Genomic DNA, 20154 nt, shown 5'->3' with positions numbered 1-20154 from the left:
GTGGACGAACCCGCATCCCATCCGGATACGTCCACACAGAACCGGACGGCCGGGCCGGTCAGGTCTCGGGCCGGTCAGGTCTCGGGGCGCTCCACCAGCTCCAGTCCGTTGCCCTCCGGGTCGGCCAGGAACACGATGCGCCCGGCGGGGCCGGCGTCGACCGGGTTGCTGGCCGACAGCACCGTGGCGCCGGCCTCGACCATGCGCCGGCACGTGCCCTCGAGGTCGTCCACGAAGAACGTGAGGTAGGCCCAGCCCCGCACGCTGGCCAGGTGCGAGCGCCGGGTGGGCGGCTGGGCTGGCTCCTGGGGGGAGAGCAGCTTCAGGCGCTCGCCCCACGGCGTCTCCAGCCACGAGACCTCCACGCCGTCGAGACCGAGCCCCGCCGGCCCGCTCAGCGCGGGGGGGATCACCGCCCGGTACACCTCGGTGCAGCCGACCCCCTCGACGTAGAAGCGGGCCAGGTGGTCGAGGTCGGCCACGCAGAGGCCCACCTCGAGCGGAGCGGTCATGCGCACGGCTGGGCAGCGTAGCGACGGCCGCCGTACCCTGCCCCGGTGACCTTCCGACGCCACCGCCCGCTCGCCGCACTGATGGCCGCCGTGGTCGCGCTGCTGGCCCTCACGGCCACTGCGGGGCCGGCCCTGGCGCAGGAGCCGCCCCCCGCGGGGGCGACGGTGACCGAGAGCACGGTTGCACCTCCCGACGGAGGGGTGCAGATCATCCCGCGCCCGGACTCGGGGAGGCAGCCCGAGACGCCGTTCGACCGGGGCGGCTGGGCCCAGCTGGCCCTGCTCGCCGGCATCCTGGCCGGCATGGGGGTGATCGTGGCGCTGATCGTGCGGGAGTCGCGCCGGCGGCGCAGGGCGGGGCCAGGCGCTACTGCTGGTCCTCGCCCGGGCCGAACATCTGCATGAGGAACCACACGAGCGGGATCACCAGCGCGACGACGACGGCGACGACGATGACGAGGGTCGTGGAATCCACGGCGCGGAGCCTACGGGCTCACCGCCGGGAGGAGCCAGACGCGGGCGGGCGGTAGGGTCGGAGGCCGATGCCGGTGGTCGAGGTGTTCGCCGACGTGGGGTGCCCGTTCACCCATGTCGGGCTGTGCCGGTTCGTGGCCCGGCGGGCCGTGCTGGGGCGCTCGGACGTGGTGCTGCGGGTCCGGGCCTGGCCGCTCGAGTTGGTGAACGGTCGGCCGCTCGACCCTGCGTTCATCGCCGAAGAGGTCGACGACCTGCGGTCCCAGCTCGTGCCGGACCTGTTCACCGGGTTCGACCCGGCGGCGTTCCCGTCCACGTCGCTGCCCGCCATGGCCCTCACGGCCACCGCGGCCGCCCGTGACCTGGTCCTGGGCGAGCGCGTCGCCCTGGCCGTGCGCCACGCTCTCTTCGAGGAGGGCCGCGACGTGGCCGACCCGTCGGTGCTGGCCGCCGTGGCCGCGGCGCACGGCCTGCCGGCGCCGGGCGAGCCGCCCGACCTGTCCGCGGTGCTGGCCGACCACGAGGAGGGCCGTCGGCGGGGGGTGATCGGCTCGCCGCACTTCTTCGTGGCCGATGGCGGCTTCTTCTGCCCGTCGCTCGACATCCAACGGGTCGACGGCCACCTGCAGATCACCGCCGACGAGGAGGGCTTCGCCCGCTTCCTCGACCGCTGCCTCACGGAGGGATGAGCGAGGCCGCCCCCACCGTCACCCCCTGTTCGAGCGCCGCCGACGCCGCCCGGACGCGCACGTGGGCCGCCCCTGCGGGCGACCCACGTCGGTGACGCTCGGAGCGGGGTGGATCAGGCAGGCACCGGGGCGACCGGCTCGCCGGACAGCACCCGGTAGGCGTAGCCGCCGGCGACCAGGGTCACCGGGTACGACACCAGCAGGCCGAGGCCGCACAGCAGAGCGCCGAGGATGTTGATGCCGATGAGCGCGAGGCCCAGCACGAACAGCGTGCCGCGCTGGCCCTTGGTGATCTCGGACGAGCGGCTGAACGATCCGCCGAGGTCGTCGTTGCGGTCGACGATGGCGAAGCCGTAGAAGCCGAAGATGATGCCCCAGATGATCCCCGGCACGATGCACAGCATCAACCCGACGGCCATCACGATGCCGAAGATGACCGAGGTCACGAGGTAGACGCCGTAGTTGTCGGTGATGAACAGGTCGCTCACCTGTGGTTCCTCGCCCCGCGTGACCTTCAGCGCCACGCGGATCAGACCGAGCGACAGCAGGATCGTGATCAGCCACCCGACGATCTGGATCACGGCCCGGAACGCCCAGGCGTCGCCCATGGCGGCACCGAGCCCGGAGAACACCACGTTCACGGCCCAGACCACCACCGAGATCAGGATCAGCGGCCCCGGGTACTTCGTGAAGGCCCGCCAGCCGTAGCCGATCGCGTCACCGACGCTGAGCGTGCCGCCTCCTTGCTGCTGCATCCCCTCCACCTCCAGGTCGAATGCCGCGAACCGTACCCTGCCGGGCCCGGCGATGGGTCGATGACCGCCAGCGCCGGGGGCGTGCCAGCATCGGGTGGTGCCGAGGGACCGCGCCGCCGTCGTGCTGCTCGCCGTGATGGCCCTGCTCGGGTCGGCGTGCTCGGGCTCCGACGGCGACGCGGCGAGCGGTGCCGACACCACCACGACTGCCGCCGCCAGCACCGCCGCCGGTGCCGCCGACCGCCTCCGGTGGGTCGCCTGCCCGGTCGAGGTGCCCGCCGGGGCCCGCGTCGACTGCGCGGTGCTGACCGTCCCCGAGGACCGCTCCGACCCCTCCGAGGGCGAGATCGAGCTGGCCGTGGCCGTGCTGCGCAGCACCGCCGAGAAGCCGGCTCCCGACCCGGTCGTCTACCTCGAGGGCGGCCCGGGCGGTAGCGCCCTCGACGGCCTCGACAGCTGGCTCGACCCCCCGTCGTGGTTCCTCGACCAGCGCGACGTGGTGCTGGTCGACCAGCGGGGCACCGGCTGGTCCGAGCCGTCGCTGAACTGCCCGGAGGTGGAGGAGGAGCCGACCGGTGAGGCCGAGGCCCTCCGAGACGCGCACGTGGCCTGCGCGGCCCGCCTCCGCGCCGGGGGCGTCGAGCTGGCCGCCTACGACAGCACCGCCAGCGCCGCCGACGTCGACGACCTGCGGCGGGCGCTCGGCCTGGAGCGATGGAACCTCCTCGGCGTCTCGTACGGCACCCGGCTGGCTCTCACCGTGCTCCGCGACCACCCCGCCGGGGTGCGCAGCGCCATCCTCGACTCGGTCTACCCGCCCGACGTCCCGGCGTACGAGCAGGAGGCCGCCAACGCCCGTGGTGCCATCGACGCCGTGTTCGCGGCCTGCGCGGCCGACCGGGCCTGCGACGCGGCCTACCCCGACCTGTGGGGCCAGCTCGATCTGGCGGGCCGGGCGCTCGACGACGCGCCCCAGGCCGTCACCGTCGTCGACCCGTACACGGGGGACACCTACGACGAGGACCTCGACGGGGCCTCGCTTGTGGCCTACCTGTTCGGGGCCCTGTACGACGCGGCCAACGTGCCGTGGGTGCCGGCAACCGTCGACGCCGCCGCCCGGGGCGACGCCCAGGGGGCGCTGGAGCTGCTGGGCGTGAGCGCGCCCGAGGGCGGCTTCGGCCGCCAGGTCGACGACCGCAGCGACGCCGAGCTCATGTACTACGCGGTGGAGTGCCGGGAGGAGGTGCCGTTCAACGACCCGGCCGAGGCCGAGGCCTCCATGGCCGGCGAGACCCTCGCCGTGGCCGACGGGCTCCTCGACGACGTGCGCACCGCCTTCCGAATGTGCGACGCCCTGGGTGTGCCCACCGCGCCGCAAGCCGTTCGCGCACCGGTTCGCGCCGACGTGCCCACCTTGTTGCTCGCCGGGCAGTTCGACCCCATCACCCCGCCCGCCTGGGCGGAGCGGGCGGCCAGCATCCTCGGCCGGTCGAGCGTGGTGGTGCTGCCGGGTCTGGGGCACGCGGTGATCGACAGCAGCGACTGCCCCCTCGCGCTCATGCTGGCGTTCCTCGACGATCCGGGGGCGCCGCTCGACACGTCGTGCGTGGCCGGCATGACGGTCGACTTCGAGCTCCCCTGATCCGCGGCTGCGGCGGCCGGCCCTGGTGGACTTGGGCCCCATGAGCGATGCCCCCGCCCCGCCGCCCCCGCTGCCTCCCTCGCCCTGGCCCCAGCAGGGCCACACCGCACCGCCCCAGCGCCGGCGCGACGGCCTGTCGTTCGGCCAGTTCCTCGGGCGGGTGGCGGTGGTGACGGTGGCCGCACCGATCGCTCTCACCCTGAGTGCCCTCGCCCTCCTGCTGCCGTTCATCGTGCTGATCGCGGTGGTCGCGGCCGCGGCCGGGTCGGCCACCGACGTAGGTGACAGCACCGACCGGGTCGGTGCCACGTCGCATCTCCACGGCGCCGACGGCGCCGACGACTGGGTCCTCGTCGTGCCGATGCGGGGCATCATCCTCGAGGACGGCGGCGGCGGCCTGTTCGCCTCTGCCGTCGTGGGCGGCTACGACGTGAAGCGCACCCTCGAGCGCGCCGCCCTCGACGACCGGGTCGCTGCCGTGGTGCTCGAGATCAACTCGCCGGGCGGCTCGGTGCCGGGCTCGGCCGCCATCGCCGACGGCGTCGAGCTCGTGCAGAAGGCCGGGAAGCCCGTGGTCGCCCACGTGGGCGGCATCTCGGCGTCGGGGGCGGTGTACGGCTCGGCGCCCGCCGACCGGATCATCGCCGACGAGGGCAGCCTGGTGGGCTCCATCGGGGTGATCTTCGGCCCGTGGCGCCAGTACACCGGGGTGGTCGCCGTCGACGACGGCCTCTTCACCGGCGGGGTCGACACCCAGGGAGGGGTCGAGGAGTTCTACGTCACCGCCGGAGCGGGCAAGGACCTGGGCAACCCGTACCGGCCCATGACGCCCGAGGAGCGGGCCTCCCTCCAGGCGGTCGTCGACCTGTCGTACCGCGGCTTCGTGGAGCGGGTGCGCGCCGGTCGCGGCCTCACCACCGAGCAGGTGCAGGCCCTGGGCGCGTACGTCTACGAGTCGGGCGAGGCCGTGGAGCGGGGTCTCGTCGACGAGGTCGGCTCCCGCGAGGTCGCCTACGCCGCCGCAGCCGAGCTGGCCGGCGTCACGAGCTACGACGTGCGGGAGGTCGACGCGGGGGGCGGCTTCTGGCGCGGCCTGTTCGGGCTGTTGGGTGGGGGCCCGTCGGCTCCGGCTCCGGCATCGGATCCGGCCGCGGTGGTGTCGCAGCTGTGCGGGCCCTCGCCGCGGGCGCTCGCCCTGCACGGCGACCCGCTGGCGGCGTGCGCCCACCTGGAGCGGCTCGCCGGCCTGACCGGCTGACCGCGTGGGCGGCGGCTCTCGGCCGGGCCGGGGCCGGCGGGGCCGAACGCCGGCGGGGGTCCAGGGCCACGACCAGCGCGCTCACGCCGATCGCCGCGCCCAGCACCGCGGCCGCGCCGCCCAGCGAGTCGAGCACGCCCGGCGCCACCAGCAGGACGCCCCCGAGCGCGAGCATCATCGTCCCGGACAGCAGGGTGAGCACTTGGCTCTCGACGGCGCTGAGCCGCCGGGAGCCGAGGGTGACGGCGAAGGCCACCACGATCGCCAGTAGCGGCAGCACGTTCACCACGTTGTAGGCGACGAGCCAGGCGTAGTAGCTGCCGGTGCCGAGCTCGTGGAGCGTCAGGGCCCGCGTGTAGATCATCGGGAAGCCCGACGTGCACAGCAGCTCGTAGCTGTTGGACGCCACCGCGAGGGTGACGGTGGCGCCCACGGCCGCAGGGATGCTCACCGCCGCCGTGAGCTCTCGCAGGTGGCGGTAGAGGCCGGGCTTGGCCGACTCGCTGATGTGCAGCGACGGGCCGACGCCAGGCAGCACGTAATCCTTGATGCTCACGGTGGCCGCGAGCACCGCCACCAGCCCGGCGACGAGCGTGACCCAGCGGACGGTGCCGGCCACGAGGAACAGGTTGAGCCAGGCGGCCATGAACAGCAGGTAGAGCGCGGCCGAGAAGAACACGAACACGCCCCCGATGAACAGCATCCGGCTGCGGCTCCGGGTGCGCACCCCCAGGCTGAGCACCACCAGCAGCACGAAGAAGTTGCAGGGGTTGAAGGCATCGAGGCCGGCCAGCACCACGGTGAGCAGCGGGAGCGACGTGACGCCGAGGTCGACGGTGCCGAAGCCGGGGATGGCGGCCTCACGGTCCTCGTCGCCGGCGGTGGCCGTCGTCGGGGTCGTCCCGGCCGTGAGGTCGGCGTGGCAGGCGTCGAGGGCATCGGCCAGCGCGGTGCCGGTGGTGTCCTGCGACCGCCAGCCCACCTCCATGCGGCCGCAGTAGAGGAACGCCGGCACGGCCTGGGCCTGTTGGCCCAGCGACGCCGCCAGCTCGGCGTAGCGGCGCGCCGCCTGCGGGTCGGTCGTGATCTCCCGGGCCCGAAGCTCCAGCCACGGGCGGGCGGCGGCCAGCTCGGCCAGGTGGGGCTCGGCCGCCCGGCAGTGCGGGCAGGTCCTCGACCAGAAGAACCACAGCACCACGGTGGGGTTGCCGTCGTCGGCGACGCCGTACCAGGGCTCACCCTGGTCGGCGGCTTCCGCCGGGCGCGCGGTCGCCAGCAGGGCGGTGACCACGAGGGCCAGGCATGCGATTCCTCGGAGCACGCGCATCCGCGCCTCCCGTCCGACGCCACCAGGGTCGCGCCGTGGGGGTGGTGCCACCAGGGCACGAGGTCCCGGGCTGGGCGGTCCGCGAGACTGGCGCTCCCGCGCTCGAGGGAGACCGCCGTGCCCAACCACCTCGCCCTGCTGCTCCTCACCGATCGCGACCGGGACGACCTCGCCGGTGCCGCCGCCCTGGCGGAGGAGCTCCGCCGCCACGTGGACGCGCCGGACGCGGCGGTCGTCCGGGCCTGGGCGGTGGCAGGCGCCGACGACCTCGTGCTCGTGCTCGACCTGCCCGACGACGAGGTCGCCCGGCGCCTGGCCGGGCTGCTCGGGCGGCTGGACCGCGTCCGGGCCGAGGCCCACCTGGTCGACGGGCATGCCGCGACGGGCAGGGTGATCGCCGTGCTCGACGCCGACGCCGACGCCGACGCCGCGTCCGGCGAGGGAGGCGCGCCGTAGGCGTTGGGCCGGGCGGGAAGGTCCCGGGCCCGGCAGGGGTTGTGGGTCCCGTAGTCGCCGACAGCCCGGGGGAGAGCCGTGTCCATCTTCGACGTCCCGATCAACACCCTGCAGGGCGAGCCCAGCTCGCTGGCCGAGCACCGGGGCAAGGCCCTGCTGCTCGTGAACGTGGCCTCCAAGTGCGGGCTGACGCCTCAGTACGCCGGGCTGGAGGAGCTGCACGAGCGCTTCGCCGACCGGGGGTTCGAGGTGCTCGGGTTCCCGTGCAACCAGTTCCTGGGCCAGGAGCCCGGCTCGGCCGAGGAGATCGCGACGTTCTGCAGCACCACCTACGGGGTGACCTTCCCCCTGTTCGAGAAGATCGACGTGAACGGTGAGGGCCGCCACCCGATCTACGCCGAGCTCACCGAGGTGGCCGACGCCGAGGGCAAGGCCGGCGACGTCCAGTGGAACTTCGAGAAGTTCCTGGTGTCGCCCGACGGCGAGATCGTGGCCCGGTTCCGGCCCATGACCGAGCCGCTCTCCGACGACGTCGTGGCCGCGGTGGAGGCGACCCTGCCGTCCTGAGATCCCGCCCCATCGGGTTCTGCGTCCCGGGTGGCCCGGATTGCGGGCTGTTCGGGACGCAGAACGTGGTGGGGGTCAGGCCGCGGCGGCGTCGAGGGCGGCGTCGATCTGCGTGTGGACGGTCTCGGAGACGGCGCGGGTGCCGCCGAAGATGGCGACGCTGCCGGGGTCGATGGTGGTGATGGCGGCGCGGACGCCGTCGGGGAGGGTGTCGGGGCGGGTGAGGAGCAGGGGCCAGCCGCCGGCGCCGGCGACGAGGGCGTCGGGGAAGTCCAGTCCGGTGGCCACCAGCAGGTAGCCGGGGCTGACGGCGCCGTTGTCGGTGACGGCCAGGGCGAGCTGGACGGCGGTGTCGTAGCGATCCGCTCCGGCGGCGCGGGCGATCTGGCCGTAGGCGGCCAGCTGTTGGGCGACGGCGTCGGAGATGGCGTTGGGGCCGCCCACGATGAGGATGTAGGTGGGCCTCAGGCGGGCGAGCTCGGCGGCGGTGGGGTCGGGGAGGCGGTCGCGGGCGACGAGCAGGAGGGGGTTCTGTTGGGGGATGGCGGCCAGGGCGCCACCGGCGAGGGCGTCGGCGAAGCCTTCGCCGGAGGCGATGACGACGACGGCGCCGGCGGGGAGGCCGTTGGGGAAGGCGTAGGCGGAGAGCTTGGCGGCGGTGGCGTAGCGGTCGGCGCCGGCCAGGCGGACGACCTGGCCGTACTGGGCGAGCTGGTCGGTGACGGTCTGGGGGATGGCGGCGGTGCCGCCGGCGACCACGATGCGTTGGGGTCGCAGGCGGGTGAGCTGGGTGGTGGTGGCCTCGGGGAGGCCGTCGGGTCGGGTGAGCAGCACGGGACCGCGGGCGACGGAGGCGGCGGGGCCGGCGGCCAGGGCGTCGGGGAAGTTGAGGCCGGTGGCGACGAAGGCGCTGGTGGTGCCGGTGGGCCAGTAGGCGGCGAAGGCGCCGGCGGTGCCGTAGCGGTCGGGCCCCGACACCCGGAAGGTCCGGTCGGTCGGCGGCTGCGGCCCCGGCCCCGGCTCCGGCGGCGGAGGCGGCGGAGGCTCCGGAGGGGTCTCGGTCTTGGTGTAGGTGAGGACGACGTCGCACACCTGTCCGGCGGTGCACTGGTAGAAGCGACGCGTCAGGTTCGGGTCGGTCGGGGGGAAGCCCGGGGCCATCAGCCCCGTGTCCGATGGCCACCACGTCATGAAGGCGACGCCCCTCCCCTGACGAACGACCCAGTCGTCGGGGTCGGCCGGGATGTCGACTGGTGCGCCGTTCACCGTGGCGCTCAGCGTGAAGCCGGGGGGGAGGCCCTGGGTGGTCTCGTTCGCATAGGGGACGAAGGCGGCGGCGATCGACCCCGTGTCGGTCGGGACCGGCAGGTCCCGGCTGCCGCCGGGCTGCAGGGTCACGGACTCGCGACCCACGCTGAAGTCGACGAAGATGTCGAGGTCGCCCGGAAGCGGGTTCGGATAGGCGTCGAGCATGATCTCCACCTTGAACGACTGCGTCACCGTGGCCGGGACTGCCTCGACGCGGATCCGCAGCATCGTGCCGGCGGCGGCCGCAGGCGGGGCCTGGGCGACGAACAGGGCGGACAGCAGCGCGAGGGCGACGGCGGCGCCGAGGGCGCGCCGACGGGTGGAGCGGACCATGGCCTTCCCTCCTTCGGGCGTCGTCGGAGGGTCGACGACTCGACGGTACGTCCGGGCCTGCCCGACGCGGTAGGGCCGTCGGTCCCGTCGTGGCTCGACGGTCGGGTTCTGCGTCCCGGGTGGCCCGGATTGCGGGCTGTTCGGGACACAGAACGGCGGGCTGGCGGTCAGGTGGCGGGAACCCGCCCTGCGGCCTCGGCGGCGGCCTCGGTGGCGACCAGCTGGCTCTCGACGATGTCGAGGCCGCCGTCCCAGAAGCCGGGGTCGGCGAGGTCGCAGCCCACGATGCGGCCGAGCTCCTCCGGCGGCATCGACCCGCCCGACGACAGCAGCTCGAGGTACCGGGGCACGAAGCCGGCCCCCTCCTCCGTGTAGCGCTTGTACACCGACAGGGCGAGCAGCTGGCCGTAGGCGTAGGCGTACACGTACCCCGGCGTGCCGATGAAGTGCGGGATGTAGCTCCACCAGGTGCGGTAGCCCTCGGTGACCTCGACCGTGTCGCCGAACAGCTCCGTCTGGGTCTCGGCCCACAGCTCGCCGAAGCGATCGACCGACAGCTCGCCCTCGTCTCGCCGGGCGGTGTGCGCCAGGTGCTCGAAGCGGTTCATGGCCGTCTGGCGGAACACGGTGGCGATGGCGCCCTCGATGCGCTCGGCCAGCAGGGCGAGCCGGTCGGCGGGGTCGTCGGTGGCGTCGAGGAGCCGCCCGAAGGTGACCGTCTCGCCGAACACCGAAGCGGTCTCGGCCAGGGTCAGGGGCGTCCACTGGTGGAAGCTGCCCTGCGGGCGGGCCAGGTAGCCGTGGAGGGCGTGGCCCAGCTCGTGGGCGAGGGTGAGGGCGTCGCTCCGGCGAGCCGTCCAGTTCAACAGCACGTACGGGTGGTGCGAGGGCACGGTGTACGAGCAGAAGGCGCCCGACCGCTTGCCGGGGCGCACCGGCGCGTCGATCCATGGCCTCGAGAGGTACTGGCGAACGATGTCGGCCAGCTCGCGGGAGAACGAGCCGTAGGCGTCGAGCACCAGGTCGGCGGCCTCGGTCCAACCGATTGTGGCCTCGCTCTCGGCCACCGACGCGGCCCGGTCGTAGTCGGCCAGGCGGGGCAGCCCGAGCATCCGGGCCTTCAGGGCGTACCAGCGCTGCGGGATGTCGAAGCGGGCCCGGACGGCGTCGACCAGGGCGTGCACGCTCTCGTCGCTGGCCTCGTTGGCCAGGTTCCGGCTGGCGAGCCAGGTGGGGTACGAGCGCAGGCGGTCGTCGACGGCCTTGTCGAGCAGGAGCGTGTTGAACACGAAGGCCCTGGTGCGCAGGCCGGGGGCCAGCCCGGCGGTGACAGCGGCTGCCGCGGCCTGGCGCGCCGAGCGGTCGGGGGACTGCAGCAGGGAGATCCCCTCCTCGAGACCGGCGGTGCGGGTGGTGCCGTCGGGCTGGGGGAGCTCCACCGTGATGGCGGCGTCGAGCTCGTTGAACAGGCGCACCCAGGCGCTGCGACCGGTCTGGTCCTTCTCCGCGGAGACGCGCTCCTCGGCCTCGCTGAGCAGGTGCGGGGTGTAGCGCCGGGCCGAGCGCAGGTGGTGGCGGCAGAAGGCCAGGCGCTCGTCGGCGAGCAGCCCGTCGACGCGCTCCTGGGGCACCGCCGCCCACTCCAGCTCGAAGAAGATCAGCTTGGTGCCGACGGCGGTCGAACGCTCCTGCACCTTCTGCAGGAGGGCGCCGTTGGCCGGGTCGGCGGTGTCGACCGCGAAGTGGAGGCTGGCGTAGCTGCCGGCCCGGCCCAACGCCTCGCTCAGGTCGGCCATGCGGTGCATGAACAGACCCAGCTCGCCCGCGTCCAGCTCGCCGATCCGGCCCTTGTGGCCCGCGAGCTCGTCGGCGATCCGGTCGGCGTCGTCGAGCAGGGCGTCGACGCCGGTCTCGCCCCGGCCGTCGACCAGTGGCTCGAGGTCCCACGCGACGTGGTCGGCGGTGTCGTCCGTAGGGGCGGTGGGGCTGGTGGTCGTCGACATGGGCGCGAGCCTACGGGCACCCCTGCGATCCCGGAGCCCGGGCGCTCCCAGCGGCGCTCGGCCCGCCGGCGCAGCATCCTGGTGGCCCGTCGACCGAGCGGGTGCCCAGCGGGTTCGCGCTCCCCGCAGCCCGGTCCATCCGGTCGGTGGCCGCCACCGCGGCCGAGCTCCAGGCCGTCGACGACGTCGCGGTGGCGGTGGGCAAGCGGCACGTGGGAGAGCAGGGCCGTGGTCGACGCCGCCATGGCCGACCCGAGAATCGACGTCGTCGACCTCCACCTGCACCCGCTCCGGAGTGCGTCCACGTCGTTGGCGGAGCGCCTGGTGGCCACCGCTGATCGGGCCCGCGACGCGGGCGAGTGGGTGGTCGTCGGCGAGCCGTGGCCCGGCAGGCTTCGGCCGCAGTGGTGGCCGACGGGGTGCCCTACGCCGGGGTCTGCAGGCGCGACCCGTACGCCTTCCGGGCGCCGCTCGACGCCCGCTCGATCCTCTCGACCACGGCCCTGGCCCGCTCCGCCGGCGCGGTGCCGGTCCCGTCCCTCTGGACCCGTGGAGCGCGACCGGGCCGGGTCGGCGTTGCGGCGGGCGGCACGAACGTAGGCTGCCGTGACCACCGGCACCGAGGGGGAGCCATGAGCGCGACCGAGCCCGCCACCTGGACCGAGTCGAGCGAGGCTCCGGTCGGCCTCGACCCGTTCGCTCCCGGCTACTTCGACGACCCGTACACGCAGTACGCCCGCGTTCGCGAGGTCGACCCGGTGCACCGCACCCCGTTCGACCAGTGGATGCTGTTCCGCCACGACGATGTGGTCCGGCTGCTCCGGGATCCGTCACTTTCGGTGTCGGAAGACCGGGCCACACCCACCGCGCGCATGCAGGCGTTCGAGGAGCTGGCCGGCCAGGAGCGGCGGGGCGGGCGATCGATCCTGAACGTCGACCCACCCGATCACACCCGGCTGCGCCGGCTGGTGCAGAAGGCCTTCACGCCCAGGATGGTCGAGGAGCTCCGGCCCCGGGTGCGCGCCCTGGTCGACGACGCGCTCGACCGCATGGCCGCCACCCCCGCCGGTGCCGAGGTGGACGTGATCGCCGAGCTGGCGTTCCCGCTCCCGTTCGCGGTGATCCACGGCCTGCTGGGCATGCCCGACCACGACCGCGACGAGGTGCGGGCCTGGTCGAGCGCCATGGCCAAGACCCTCGACCCGATCCTCACCGAGGACGAGGTGCGGGCCGCGGTCGCCTCGTCCGACCTGATGCGCGACCACGTGCTCTCCGCCATGGCCTGGAAGCGCCGGGAGCCTGCAGACGACCTGCTCACCGCCCTCATCCAGGCCGAGGACGAGGGCGACGTGCTCGACGAGGAGGAGCTCCTCGACCAGGTCGTCCTGCTGTACATCGCGGGCCACGAGACCACCGTGAACCTGATCGGCAACGGCACCCTCGCCCTGCTCCGCCACCGCGACCAGCTCGAACGCCTGGTCGCCGACCCGTCGCTCGACGCCAACGCCGTCGACGAGCTGCTGCGCTACGACAGCCCGGTGCAGTTCTCGCGGCGGGTCGCCACCGCCCAGCTCGAGTTCGGCGGCCGGGTGATCGCCGACGGGAGCTTCGTGCTCACCTGCCTCGGGTCGGCCAACCGCGATCCGGCCCGGTGGGGGGCCGGCGCCGACGAGCTCGACCTCGGGCGCCCCGGCGCGGCGCAGCACCTGTCGTTCGGCAGTGGCATCCACCACTGCCTCGGTGCCTCGCTGGCCCGCCTGGAGGGCCAGGAGGCCATCGGCCGGCTGGTGCGGCGGTTCCCGGGGATGGCCCTGGCGACCGACCGGCCGGTCTGGAACGGTCGGGTCGTGCTCCGTGGCCTCGCCGAGCTGCCCGTCACGCTGGGCTAGGCGGGGGCGGCAGCAGGGCCCAGATCCGCCCGCCCTCCTCGCGGCACGGGTAGACGCGGATCGGGCTCTTCTCGTCGCGGCGGCCGCTCATGGCGGCCTTGGTGCCGCGGCCGTCGCGGCCGAACCGCCAGAAGTGGGCGGTGCAGACCAGCTCGGGCCCGTCGACCACGCCCTCCGCCGCGAGGTGCGACCACTGGTGGGGGCAGCGGGCGTCCATCACGCACGGCTCGCCATCGGCGTCGCGCCACACCACCAGGTCGGCGTCGCCGCCGACGGCCTCGACCACCGACGCCGGCCCGACGGCGTCGGTGCCGACGAGAGGCACCCACCGCGCTCCGGTCATGAGCGTGCAGGGTAGGGGGACGCGCCGAGCCTGGTGCACCGATGATCGCTCAGCGACCATCGGCGCACCAGGCTACGGGGGCGGTGGGTCTCCCGGGGGCGGTGGGTCTCCCGGGAGACCGGGTCATGAGCCGGTGCCGCCGCCCATGCCGCCGCCCATGCCGCCGCCCGTGCCGCCACCCGGCCCGCGGCCGCCGTGGTGCTGGCGACCCTCGTTCACGAACCTGGTGACCCGTTCGGGCACGGCCGCCTTCAGGGTGTCGGCGCGCTCCTGGGTGATCCGACCGCCGGCCAGGGCCTGATCGACGCGGGCGTTGGCCTCGGCCACCAGGGCATCGATCACGGCCTGCGGGTCGACGCCCTGGGCCTGGGCGATCTGGGCGAGGGTCTCGCCGCCGCGGAGGCGTTCGACCACCTGCTCGGGCTCGAGCCCGAGCACGCCGGCGGCGGTCTCGACGCCCCGCACCATCCAGCCCCTCGGCCCGGGCAGGTCGCCCGCCTGGGCGCGCACCGCCCCACGGACGGCGTCGGCCTGCTCCTGGGTGAGGGTGCCGTCGGCGACCAGCTCGTCGAGGGCGGCGTCGAGCACGCCCGCCCCGCGGCCCGGGCGGCCCCCCGGCAGCTCCTCGGCGCTGGCCGGCGGCGCCTCCTGCGCACCCGACACCCCGGGCATGCCCCACGCCAGGCCGGCCAGGCCACCGGCGGCAAGCCCGCCGGCCACGGCGAGGCTGCCGATCAGGGTGGTCTTGGAGAGCTTCATCGGATCCTCCTCGGGGGCGTCCCTCGCCCCGCTGCACCGACAGGATGCGCCCGTGGCGCTGTGACCAGCCTGAGAGACCCGGCGCCACCACTGCGAACCTGAGAGGGTCTCAGCCGACCCGGCCGGCGTCGGTGCCACCATGGGTGCCGTGCGGCTGCTCGTGGTGGACGACGAGGAGCACCTCGCGGCCAGCGTGGCCCGCGGCCTCGAGGCCGAGGGATTCGACGTCGACGTGGTGCACGACGGCCTCGAAGGGCTGTGGCGGGCCCGCGAGGGCCGGTACGCGGCGATTGTCCTCGACCTCATGCTGCCCGGCATGAACGGCTTCCGGGTCTGCCGCACGCTGCGCGACGAAGGGGTGGCCACGCCGATCCTGATGCTGACGGCCAAGCACGGCGAGTACGACGAGGCGGAGGCCCTCGACACGGGCGCCGACGACTTCCTGTCGAAGCCCTTCTCGTTCGTGGTGCTCGTGGCCCGGCTGCGGGCGCTGCTGCGGCGGGCGCCACAGCTGCGGCCGGCCGTGCTCGAGGTCGGAGACCTGTCGCTCGACGTGGCCGCCCGGCGCTGCACCCGAGGCGGCCGGCCGGTCGAGCTCACCCCCCGCGAGCTGGCGCTGCTCGACGCCCTCATGCGCCGATCGCCCGACGTCGTGGCCAAGACCGAGCTGCTCGACGAGGTGTGGGGCATGGACTTCGCGGGCGATCCCAACATCGTCGAGGTGTACGTCGGGTACCTCCGCCGCAAGGTCGACCAGCCCTTCGGGCGTCACAGCCTCCAGACCGTGCGGGGCGCCGGCTACCGCGTCGCCGACGACGCCCCCGCCGAGGGATGAGCGACGCCGTGGCGGCGAGCCCGGCTCCGTCCCCGCCGGGGCCGACGGCACCGGGGCGCCTCTCGGTGCGGTGGCGCATCACCGTCGTCGCCGCCGCCGTGGTGGCCGTGGGCCTGGCCCTCGCCGGGGTGGTCGTGCTGCGGTCGGCCCGCTGGGTGCTCGAGGACCGGATCCGCAACGCGGACCAGGTCGCGGTGGACACCATCGCCCGGGCCCTGGAGCGGGGTGCGGACCCGGCACGCGCGGCGCGGGTCACGGGGCTCCGCCGGCTCCTGTTCGTCCAGATCGTCGACGCCCAGGGGCAGGTGGTCGCGGCATCGCCCGTGCTGCGCGACGTCGCCGCCCTGGGTGGGACGGCAGCCGGGCCCGGCATGCCAATCAGCGACCTGTTCGACGTGCCGGAGGCGGACTGGCTGACCACCGAGGCCACCGCCCAGCGGCCGAGCGGCCCCCTGACGGTGGTGGGCTTCAGCCCGAGCGGCGACGTCGACCGGGCCACGGCCGCCCTCCGGTCTGTGCTGGTCGTCACCGTGCCCGTGCTCATCGTGCTGGTCGGGCTGCTCACCTGGGTGCTGGTCGGCCGGGCCCTGCACCCGGTGGACGCGATCCGCTCCGAGGTCGACGAGATCTCGGGAACCTCGCTCGACCGGCGGGTGCCGGAGCCCGGCGGCGACGACGAGATCGCCCGCCTGGCCCGCACCATGAACGGCATGCTCGACCGTCTGGAGCGGGCGTCGCACCGCCAGCAGCGCTTCGTCTCCGACGCGTCGCACGAGCTGCGGAGCCCGCTGTCGGCGATCCGGACCGACCTGGAGGTGGCGCTGCGCGAGGGGGACGCCGCCGACTGGCCGGGGGTGGCGGGCGCAGCCCTGGGCGAGACCGAGCGGATGGAGCACCTGGTGGTCGACCTGCTGGAGCTGGCCCGCCTCGACGAGGTGCCGACACCCGTGCCCGCCACCCCGGTCGACCTCGACGAGCTGGTGCTGGCCGAGACGGCACGCCCGTCGGGTCGGATCGAGGTGGGCACCGCCGGCGTGTCGGGAGGGCGGGTGCGGGGCGACCGGGAGCAGCTGCGGCGAGTGGTGCGGAACCTCCTCGACAACGGGGTGCGGCACGCGCGGAGCCGGGTCGACGTGGTGGTCCGCACCGACGGGCCGGTGGTGGTGCTGGAGGTCGTCGACGACGGTCCGGGCGTGCCGCCGGCCGACCGTGAGCGGGTGTTCGAGCGCTTCGCCCGCCTCGACGAGGGTCGCATCCGCACGGGCGGCGGCTACGGGCTCGGCCTGGCCCTCACCCGGTCGCTCGTCGAGCGCCACGGCGGCACCGTCGGGGTGTCCGACGGCCCGGCCGGCGGGGCCCGGTTCGTGGTGCGGCTGCCCGCGGTCTGAGCGGGCTGCCCGCCGGCGCGATGCTGCCCCCCATGGGTCACTACAAGGACGTGCAGGACGAGCTCCGCGGCCAGGCCAAGCAGGTCCGCGAGCTGGCGCCCGAGGTCTGGTCGGCGTTCGCCGGCCTCCACCGGGCGGCCATGGCCGACGGGGCACTCCCGGCCAAGGTGAAGGAGCTGATCGCCCTGGCCATCGCCGTCACCCGCGAGTGCGACGGGTGCATCGCCTCGCACGCCCGCGCCGCGGCCAGGGCGGGCGCCACCGCGGAGGAGGTCGCCGACATGGTGAGCGTGTGCATCCTGATGAACGGCGGCCCCGGCACCGTGTACGGCCCGCGGGCGTTCGCGGCGTTCCAGGAGCTGGGCGGGGCCGCCGGCCAGCCCGCGGGCCCGCCCGCCTCGGTCGGGCCCGGGTTCTCTGGCTGATCGACCACCTTGGTGGTGGTGAACCGGCCAGGGAACGCCTGGCGGGGGAGCGCGCCGTGGCGGGGTCGGGGCACGCAGGTCGGACACGCAGGCCGGCCACGCAGGCCGGCCACACTCCCGAACGACCCGGCTCAGCCCGGGGGCCCGCCGGCCTCGGTCAGCACCGCGGCCGACAGCCGCGGCCAGGCGGCGGCGGCCCAGGGGCCGAACTCCAGGTCGGTGAGGCAGGCGCAGGCCAGGCCGGCATCGGGGTCGACCCAGCAGAACGTGCCGCTGCGGCCGAAGTGGCCGAAGGTGCGGGGCGACGCCGTCGGTGCGGTCCAGTGGGGTCGCTTGGCGTCGCGGCGCTCCACCCCGAGCCCCCAGTCGTTGGGGGCCTGGCGCCCGAAGCCGGGCAGCACCCCGTCGAGGCCCGGGAACGCCACGGCGGTGGCCTCGGCCAGGGTGGCCGGCGCCACCAACCTCGGGGCGAGCAGCTCGCGGCCGACCGCCAGCAGGTCGGCCACCGACGAGCGGGCGCCGTGCGCGGGGGAGCCCTCGAGCGTGGTCGCCGTGAGCCCGAGCGGCTCGCACACCGCTGCGTGCAGGTAGGCGGCGAAGGGCATGGCTGCGGCGGCCGCAACCACGTCGGCCAGCACCTCGAACCCGGCGTTGGAGTAGATGCGCCGGGTGCCGGGTGGGGCGATCGCGCGGCGCTCGTCGGGTGCCAGGCCCGACGCGTGGGCCAGCAGGTGGCGGATCGTCGAGCCCGGCGGCCCCGCCGGCGTGTCGAGGGCCACGGTGCCCTCCTCGACGGCGACCCAGACCGCCATCGAGGTGAGGATCTTCGTCACCGAGGCGAGCGGGAACCGGCGGTGGGCGTCGCCGCGGGTGGCGAGCGTCGCCCGGGCGTGGGTGACACCCACGGCCGTGGTGGTGGCCGGCCAGCGCTCGACCTGGGCGAGGGCGTCCACGAGCGCGGGACCCTACCGGGCGGGGCCAGGATGGTCGGGTGAGCGACCCCACCGAGTCCTTCCCGCGCCGTTCGGCCCGCAGCCAGCGGTTCACCCTCGGCGAGCCCCGCAACGTGGCCGTGGCCGCCGACGGCTCGCGGGTCGTGTTCGCCCGCTCGACGGCGGGCGACGACCCGGTGAACGCCCTGTGGGTGCTCGACGTGGCCGCGGGCGAGGAGCGCCTGGCGGCCGACCCCCGCGCCCTGCTGGCCGACCCGGGGGACGAGCGGCTGCCCCCTGCCGAGCGGGCCCGGCGGGAGCGGGCGCGAGAGGGCGCCGGCGGGGTGGTGGCCTTCGCGGTCGATCCGAAGGCGACGGTGGCCGCCTTCGCCCTCGGGGGCCGGCTGTTCGTCGCCGACCTGGTGACGGGCGGGGCCCGCGGGGTGGCGGTGACGGGCCCGGTGTTCGACCCGCGGCCCGACCCCACCGGGCGCCTGGTCGCCTACGTGGCCGGGCCGTCGCTGCGGGTCGTCGACCTGGGACCCGGCGGAGGTGACCGTGAGGTGGCCGGCGAAGCCGGGCCCGGGGCCACCACGGTGTCGTGGGGCTCGGCCGAGTTCGTCGCCGCCGAGGAGATGGGCCGGGCCCGCGGGTTCTGGTGGGCGCCGGACGGGGAGCGGCTCGCAGTGGCGCGAGTCGACGTCGCCCCGGTGGGCGTGTGGCACGTGGCCGACGCCGCCGACCCGGCCGCCGAGCCGGCGGTGCTGCGCTACCCGGCCGCGGGCACGGCCGACGCCGACGTGGCCCTGTGGGTCGTGGGCCTGGACGGCGGGCGGGCGGAGGTGGCGTGGGACCGCGCGGCGTTCCCCTACCTGGTGGAGGTCTCGTGGGGACCGGCCGGGCCCCTCACCGTGGTGGTGCAGGCTCGCGACCAGCGGCGGATGCAGGTGCTGCGAGCCGATCCGGACACCGGCGTCACCGACGTGATCCGCGACGACGCCGACCCGGCCTGGCTCGACATCGTGCCCGGCGTGCCGGGCCGGCTGGCCGACGGGCGGCTGGTGTGGACGGTCGATCGCGACGACACGCGGCGCCTGGTGCTGGGCGACGAGGCGGTCACCCCGGCCGGCCTGCAGGTGCGGTCGGTGCTGCACGTCGGCGACGACCACGTGCTGGTGGCCGCGACCGACGACCCCACCCAGCAGCGCGTGTGCCGGGTGGGTGCCGACGGCTCGCTGGTGGTCCTGACCGACGAGCCGGGCGTGCACACCGCCGTGGCCGGCGGCGACGTGGTGGTGGTGCGATCGGCGTCGCTGGCGTGGGACGGCGTCCGCTCGGTGGTGTGGCAGGGCGGCCGGCGGGTGGCCGAGCTGGCGTCGGCGGCGTGGAGCCCCGGCGAGGCGCCCCGGGTGGAGCTGCTGGAGCTGGGCGAGCGTCGGCTGCGGGCCGCCCTGGTGCTGCCGCGTGGCCGCGATCTCGACGCCGACGACCCCCTGCCGGTGCTCCTCGACCCGTACGGCGGGCCCCACGCCGCCCGGGTGGTGCGGACGCGGGCCGCGTTCCACGCCTGTCAGTGGCTGGCCGACCAGGGCTTCGCCGTGCTGGTGGTCGACGGCCGGGGTACCCCCGGGCGGGGGCCGGCCTGGGAGCGGGCGGTGGCCTTCGACCTGGCCGGCCCGGTGCTCGACGACCAGGTCGACGCCCTCCACGCCCTGGCTGCGGCGCGGCCCGGGCTGGACCTCACCCGGGTGGGGATCCGGGGGTGGTCCTTCGGCGGCTACCTGGCTGCGCTGGCCGTGCTGCGCCGCCCCGACGTGTTCCGGGCGGCCGTGGCCGGTGCGCCCGTCACCGAGTGGCGCCTCTACGACACGCACTACACCGAGCGCTACCTCGGCCACCCGGCCGAGCACGCCGAGGCATACGAGCGCACGTCGCTGTTGCCCCTGGCGGCCGGGCTGGAGCGTCCGCTCCTGCTCGTCCACGGGCTGGCCGACGACAACGTGGTGGCCGCCCACACCCTCCGGCTGTCACGGGCGCTGCTGGAGGCCGGGCGGCCGCACACGGTGCTGCCCCTGTCGGGTGTCACCCACATGACCCCCCAGGAGCAGGTGGCCGAGAACCTCCTGCTCCTGCAGGTCGCCTTCTTGAAGGACGCGCTGGGCGTCGGGTGACCGGGCGCCGCCGGGCGTCTGGCCATCGGGACGCGTCGGCGCGACGGTAGAGGTGGTGGAGCGCCCCGTCCTTGCGGACGTGGTTCGC

General features: G+C 75.1%; 18 protein-coding genes. 11 read left to right on the top strand and 7 right to left on the bottom strand.

Annotation, left to right across the window (positions count from 1 at the left end; genetic code table 11):
- Nucleotides 1-74: 74 nt before the first annotated feature.
- The gene (locus IPM45_04450) at nt 75-518 is read right to left on the bottom strand and encodes a VOC family protein (protein MBK9178813.1); all 444 of its coding nucleotides are present in this window, start codon (nt 516-518) and stop codon (nt 75-77) included.
- A 39-nt stretch (nt 519-557) separates the two neighbouring features.
- Between IPM45_04450 and IPM45_04445 the strand changes: the two genes are divergently transcribed.
- Together IPM45_04445 and IPM45_04440 are read left to right on the top strand one after the other, a co-directional pair.
- Nucleotides 558-917: a hypothetical protein gene (locus tag IPM45_04445; GenBank protein MBK9178812.1), complete on the top strand. Its 360-nt coding sequence runs from the start codon at nt 558-560 to the stop codon at nt 915-917.
- A 137-nt stretch (nt 918-1054) separates the two neighbouring features.
- The gene (locus IPM45_04440; GenBank protein MBK9178811.1) at nt 1055-1675 is read left to right on the top strand and encodes a DsbA family protein; all 621 of its coding nucleotides are present in this window, start codon (nt 1055-1057) and stop codon (nt 1673-1675) included.
- Nucleotides 1676-1788: 113 nt separating this feature from the next.
- Here the strand turns inward: IPM45_04440 and IPM45_04435 are convergent, their stop codons facing one another.
- Entirely contained in the window at nt 1789-2430 is a 642-nt protein-coding gene (locus IPM45_04435) for a hypothetical protein (protein ID MBK9178810.1), read from the bottom strand.
- 97 nt (nt 2431-2527) lie between these two features.
- Here IPM45_04435 and IPM45_04430 point away from each other — a divergent pair, with 97 nt between their 5' ends.
- The 4 genes from IPM45_04430 (at nt 2528) to IPM45_04415 (ending at nt 7680) form a co-directional block, all read left to right on the top strand.
- Nucleotides 2528-4072, top strand: a complete 1545-nt coding sequence (locus IPM45_04430; protein MBK9178809.1) for an alpha/beta fold hydrolase — start codon at nt 2528-2530, stop codon at nt 4070-4072.
- A gap of 40 nt (nt 4073-4112) precedes the next feature.
- A complete protein-coding gene (locus tag IPM45_04425) occupies nt 4113-5330 on the top strand; it encodes a S49 family peptidase (protein MBK9178808.1) in 1218 nt (405 codons plus the stop codon).
- Between the two features lie 1444 nt (nt 5331-6774).
- Nucleotides 6775-7113, top strand: coding sequence for a hypothetical protein (locus IPM45_04420; protein ID MBK9178807.1), 339 nt, complete (start codon nt 6775-6777; stop codon nt 7111-7113).
- Nucleotides 7114-7191: 78 nt separating this feature from the next.
- Entirely contained in the window at nt 7192-7680 is a 489-nt protein-coding gene (locus IPM45_04415) for a glutathione peroxidase (protein MBK9178806.1), read from the top strand.
- A gap of 75 nt (nt 7681-7755) precedes the next feature.
- Here IPM45_04415 and IPM45_04410 read toward each other — a convergent pair whose 3' ends face one another.
- Both IPM45_04410 and IPM45_04405 read right to left on the bottom strand, forming a co-directional pair.
- Nucleotides 7756-9321, bottom strand: coding sequence for a cell wall-binding repeat-containing protein (locus IPM45_04410; GenBank protein MBK9178805.1), 1566 nt, complete (start codon nt 9319-9321; stop codon nt 7756-7758).
- A gap of 167 nt (nt 9322-9488) precedes the next feature.
- Entirely contained in the window at nt 9489-11324 is a 1836-nt protein-coding gene (locus tag IPM45_04405) for a M3 family oligoendopeptidase (GenBank protein ID MBK9178804.1), read from the bottom strand.
- Between the two features lie 632 nt (nt 11325-11956).
- Here IPM45_04405 and IPM45_04400 point away from each other — a divergent pair.
- Entirely contained in the window at nt 11957-13213 is a 1257-nt protein-coding gene (locus tag IPM45_04400) for a cytochrome P450 (GenBank protein ID MBK9178803.1), read from the top strand.
- On the opposite strand, the gene IPM45_04395 is transcribed toward IPM45_04400, so the two are convergent.
- Nucleotides 13200-13556: a Rieske 2Fe-2S domain-containing protein gene (locus IPM45_04395; GenBank protein ID MBK9178802.1), complete on the bottom strand. Its 357-nt coding sequence runs from the start codon at nt 13554-13556 to the stop codon at nt 13200-13202. The genes IPM45_04400 and IPM45_04395 overlap by 14 nt on opposite strands.
- A gap of 123 nt (nt 13557-13679) precedes the next feature.
- Nucleotides 13680-14315, bottom strand: a complete 636-nt coding sequence (locus tag IPM45_04390) for a hypothetical protein (GenBank protein MBK9178801.1) — start codon at nt 14313-14315, stop codon at nt 13680-13682.
- A 148-nt stretch (nt 14316-14463) separates the two neighbouring features.
- Between IPM45_04390 and IPM45_04385 the strand changes: the two genes are divergently transcribed.
- From IPM45_04385 to IPM45_04375, 3 genes are read left to right on the top strand one after another with little or no spacing between them, the layout of a single operon-like run.
- Nucleotides 14464-15150 (top strand): response regulator transcription factor, encoded by a 687-nt coding sequence (locus IPM45_04385; protein MBK9178800.1) that lies wholly within the window; start codon nt 14464-14466, stop codon nt 15148-15150.
- On the top strand, nt 15147-16538 hold the full coding sequence (locus tag IPM45_04380) for a HAMP domain-containing protein (protein MBK9178799.1): 1392 nt from the start codon (nt 15147-15149) through the stop codon (nt 16536-16538). Before IPM45_04385 ends, IPM45_04380 begins: the two co-directional genes overlap by 4 nt.
- A gap of 32 nt (nt 16539-16570) precedes the next feature.
- On the top strand, nt 16571-16963 hold the full coding sequence (locus IPM45_04375; protein MBK9178798.1) for a carboxymuconolactone decarboxylase family protein: 393 nt from the start codon (nt 16571-16573) through the stop codon (nt 16961-16963).
- Nucleotides 16964-17094: 131 nt separating this feature from the next.
- On the opposite strand, the gene IPM45_04370 is transcribed toward IPM45_04375, so the two are convergent.
- Nucleotides 17095-17916 carry a beta-lactamase family protein gene (locus IPM45_04370; GenBank protein ID MBK9178797.1) on the bottom strand — a complete coding sequence of 274 codons (822 nt, stop codon included), beginning with the start codon at nt 17914-17916 and terminating at the stop codon, nt 17095-17097.
- Between the two features lie 38 nt (nt 17917-17954).
- Here IPM45_04370 and IPM45_04365 point away from each other — a divergent pair, with 38 nt between their 5' ends.
- The gene (locus IPM45_04365; protein ID MBK9178796.1) at nt 17955-20066 is read left to right on the top strand and encodes a S9 family peptidase; all 2112 of its coding nucleotides are present in this window, start codon (nt 17955-17957) and stop codon (nt 20064-20066) included.
- The last annotated feature ends 88 nt before the right edge of the window (nt 20067-20154 follow it).

This window comes from Acidimicrobiales bacterium (assembly GCA_016716005.1).
Classification (GTDB): domain Bacteria; phylum Actinomycetota; class Acidimicrobiia; order Acidimicrobiales; family JADJXE01; genus JADJXE01.
This window is presented reverse-complemented; position numbering and strand designations above follow the sequence as displayed.

What these genes read in the sequence shown, in the direction of transcription:
- IPM45_04440 (MBK9178811.1), top strand. Translation starts at nt 1,055, where the DNA reads ATGCCGGTGGTCGAGGTGTTCGCCGACGTGGGGTGCCCGTTCACCCAT.
- IPM45_04435 (MBK9178810.1), bottom strand. Translation starts at nt 2,430, where the DNA reads ATGCAGCAGCAAGGAGGCGGCACGCTCAGCGTCGGTGACGCGATCGGC.
- IPM45_04425 (MBK9178808.1), top strand. Translation starts at nt 4,113, where the DNA reads ATGAGCGATGCCCCCGCCCCGCCGCCCCCGCTGCCTCCCTCGCCCTGG.
- IPM45_04410 (MBK9178805.1), bottom strand. Translation starts at nt 9,321, where the DNA reads ATGGTCCGCTCCACCCGTCGGCGCGCCCTCGGCGCCGCCGTCGCCCTC.
- IPM45_04405 (MBK9178804.1), bottom strand. Translation starts at nt 11,324, where the DNA reads ATGTCGACGACCACCAGCCCCACCGCCCCTACGGACGACACCGCCGAC.
- IPM45_04400 (MBK9178803.1), top strand. Translation starts at nt 11,957, where the DNA reads ATGAGCGCGACCGAGCCCGCCACCTGGACCGAGTCGAGCGAGGCTCCG.
- IPM45_04395 (MBK9178802.1), bottom strand. Translation starts at nt 13,556, where the DNA reads ATGACCGGAGCGCGGTGGGTGCCTCTCGTCGGCACCGACGCCGTCGGG.
- IPM45_04390 (MBK9178801.1), bottom strand. Translation starts at nt 14,315, where the DNA reads ATGAAGCTCTCCAAGACCACCCTGATCGGCAGCCTCGCCGTGGCCGGC.
- IPM45_04380 (MBK9178799.1), top strand. Translation starts at nt 15,147, where the DNA reads ATGAGCGACGCCGTGGCGGCGAGCCCGGCTCCGTCCCCGCCGGGGCCG.
- IPM45_04375 (MBK9178798.1), top strand. Translation starts at nt 16,571, where the DNA reads ATGGGTCACTACAAGGACGTGCAGGACGAGCTCCGCGGCCAGGCCAAG.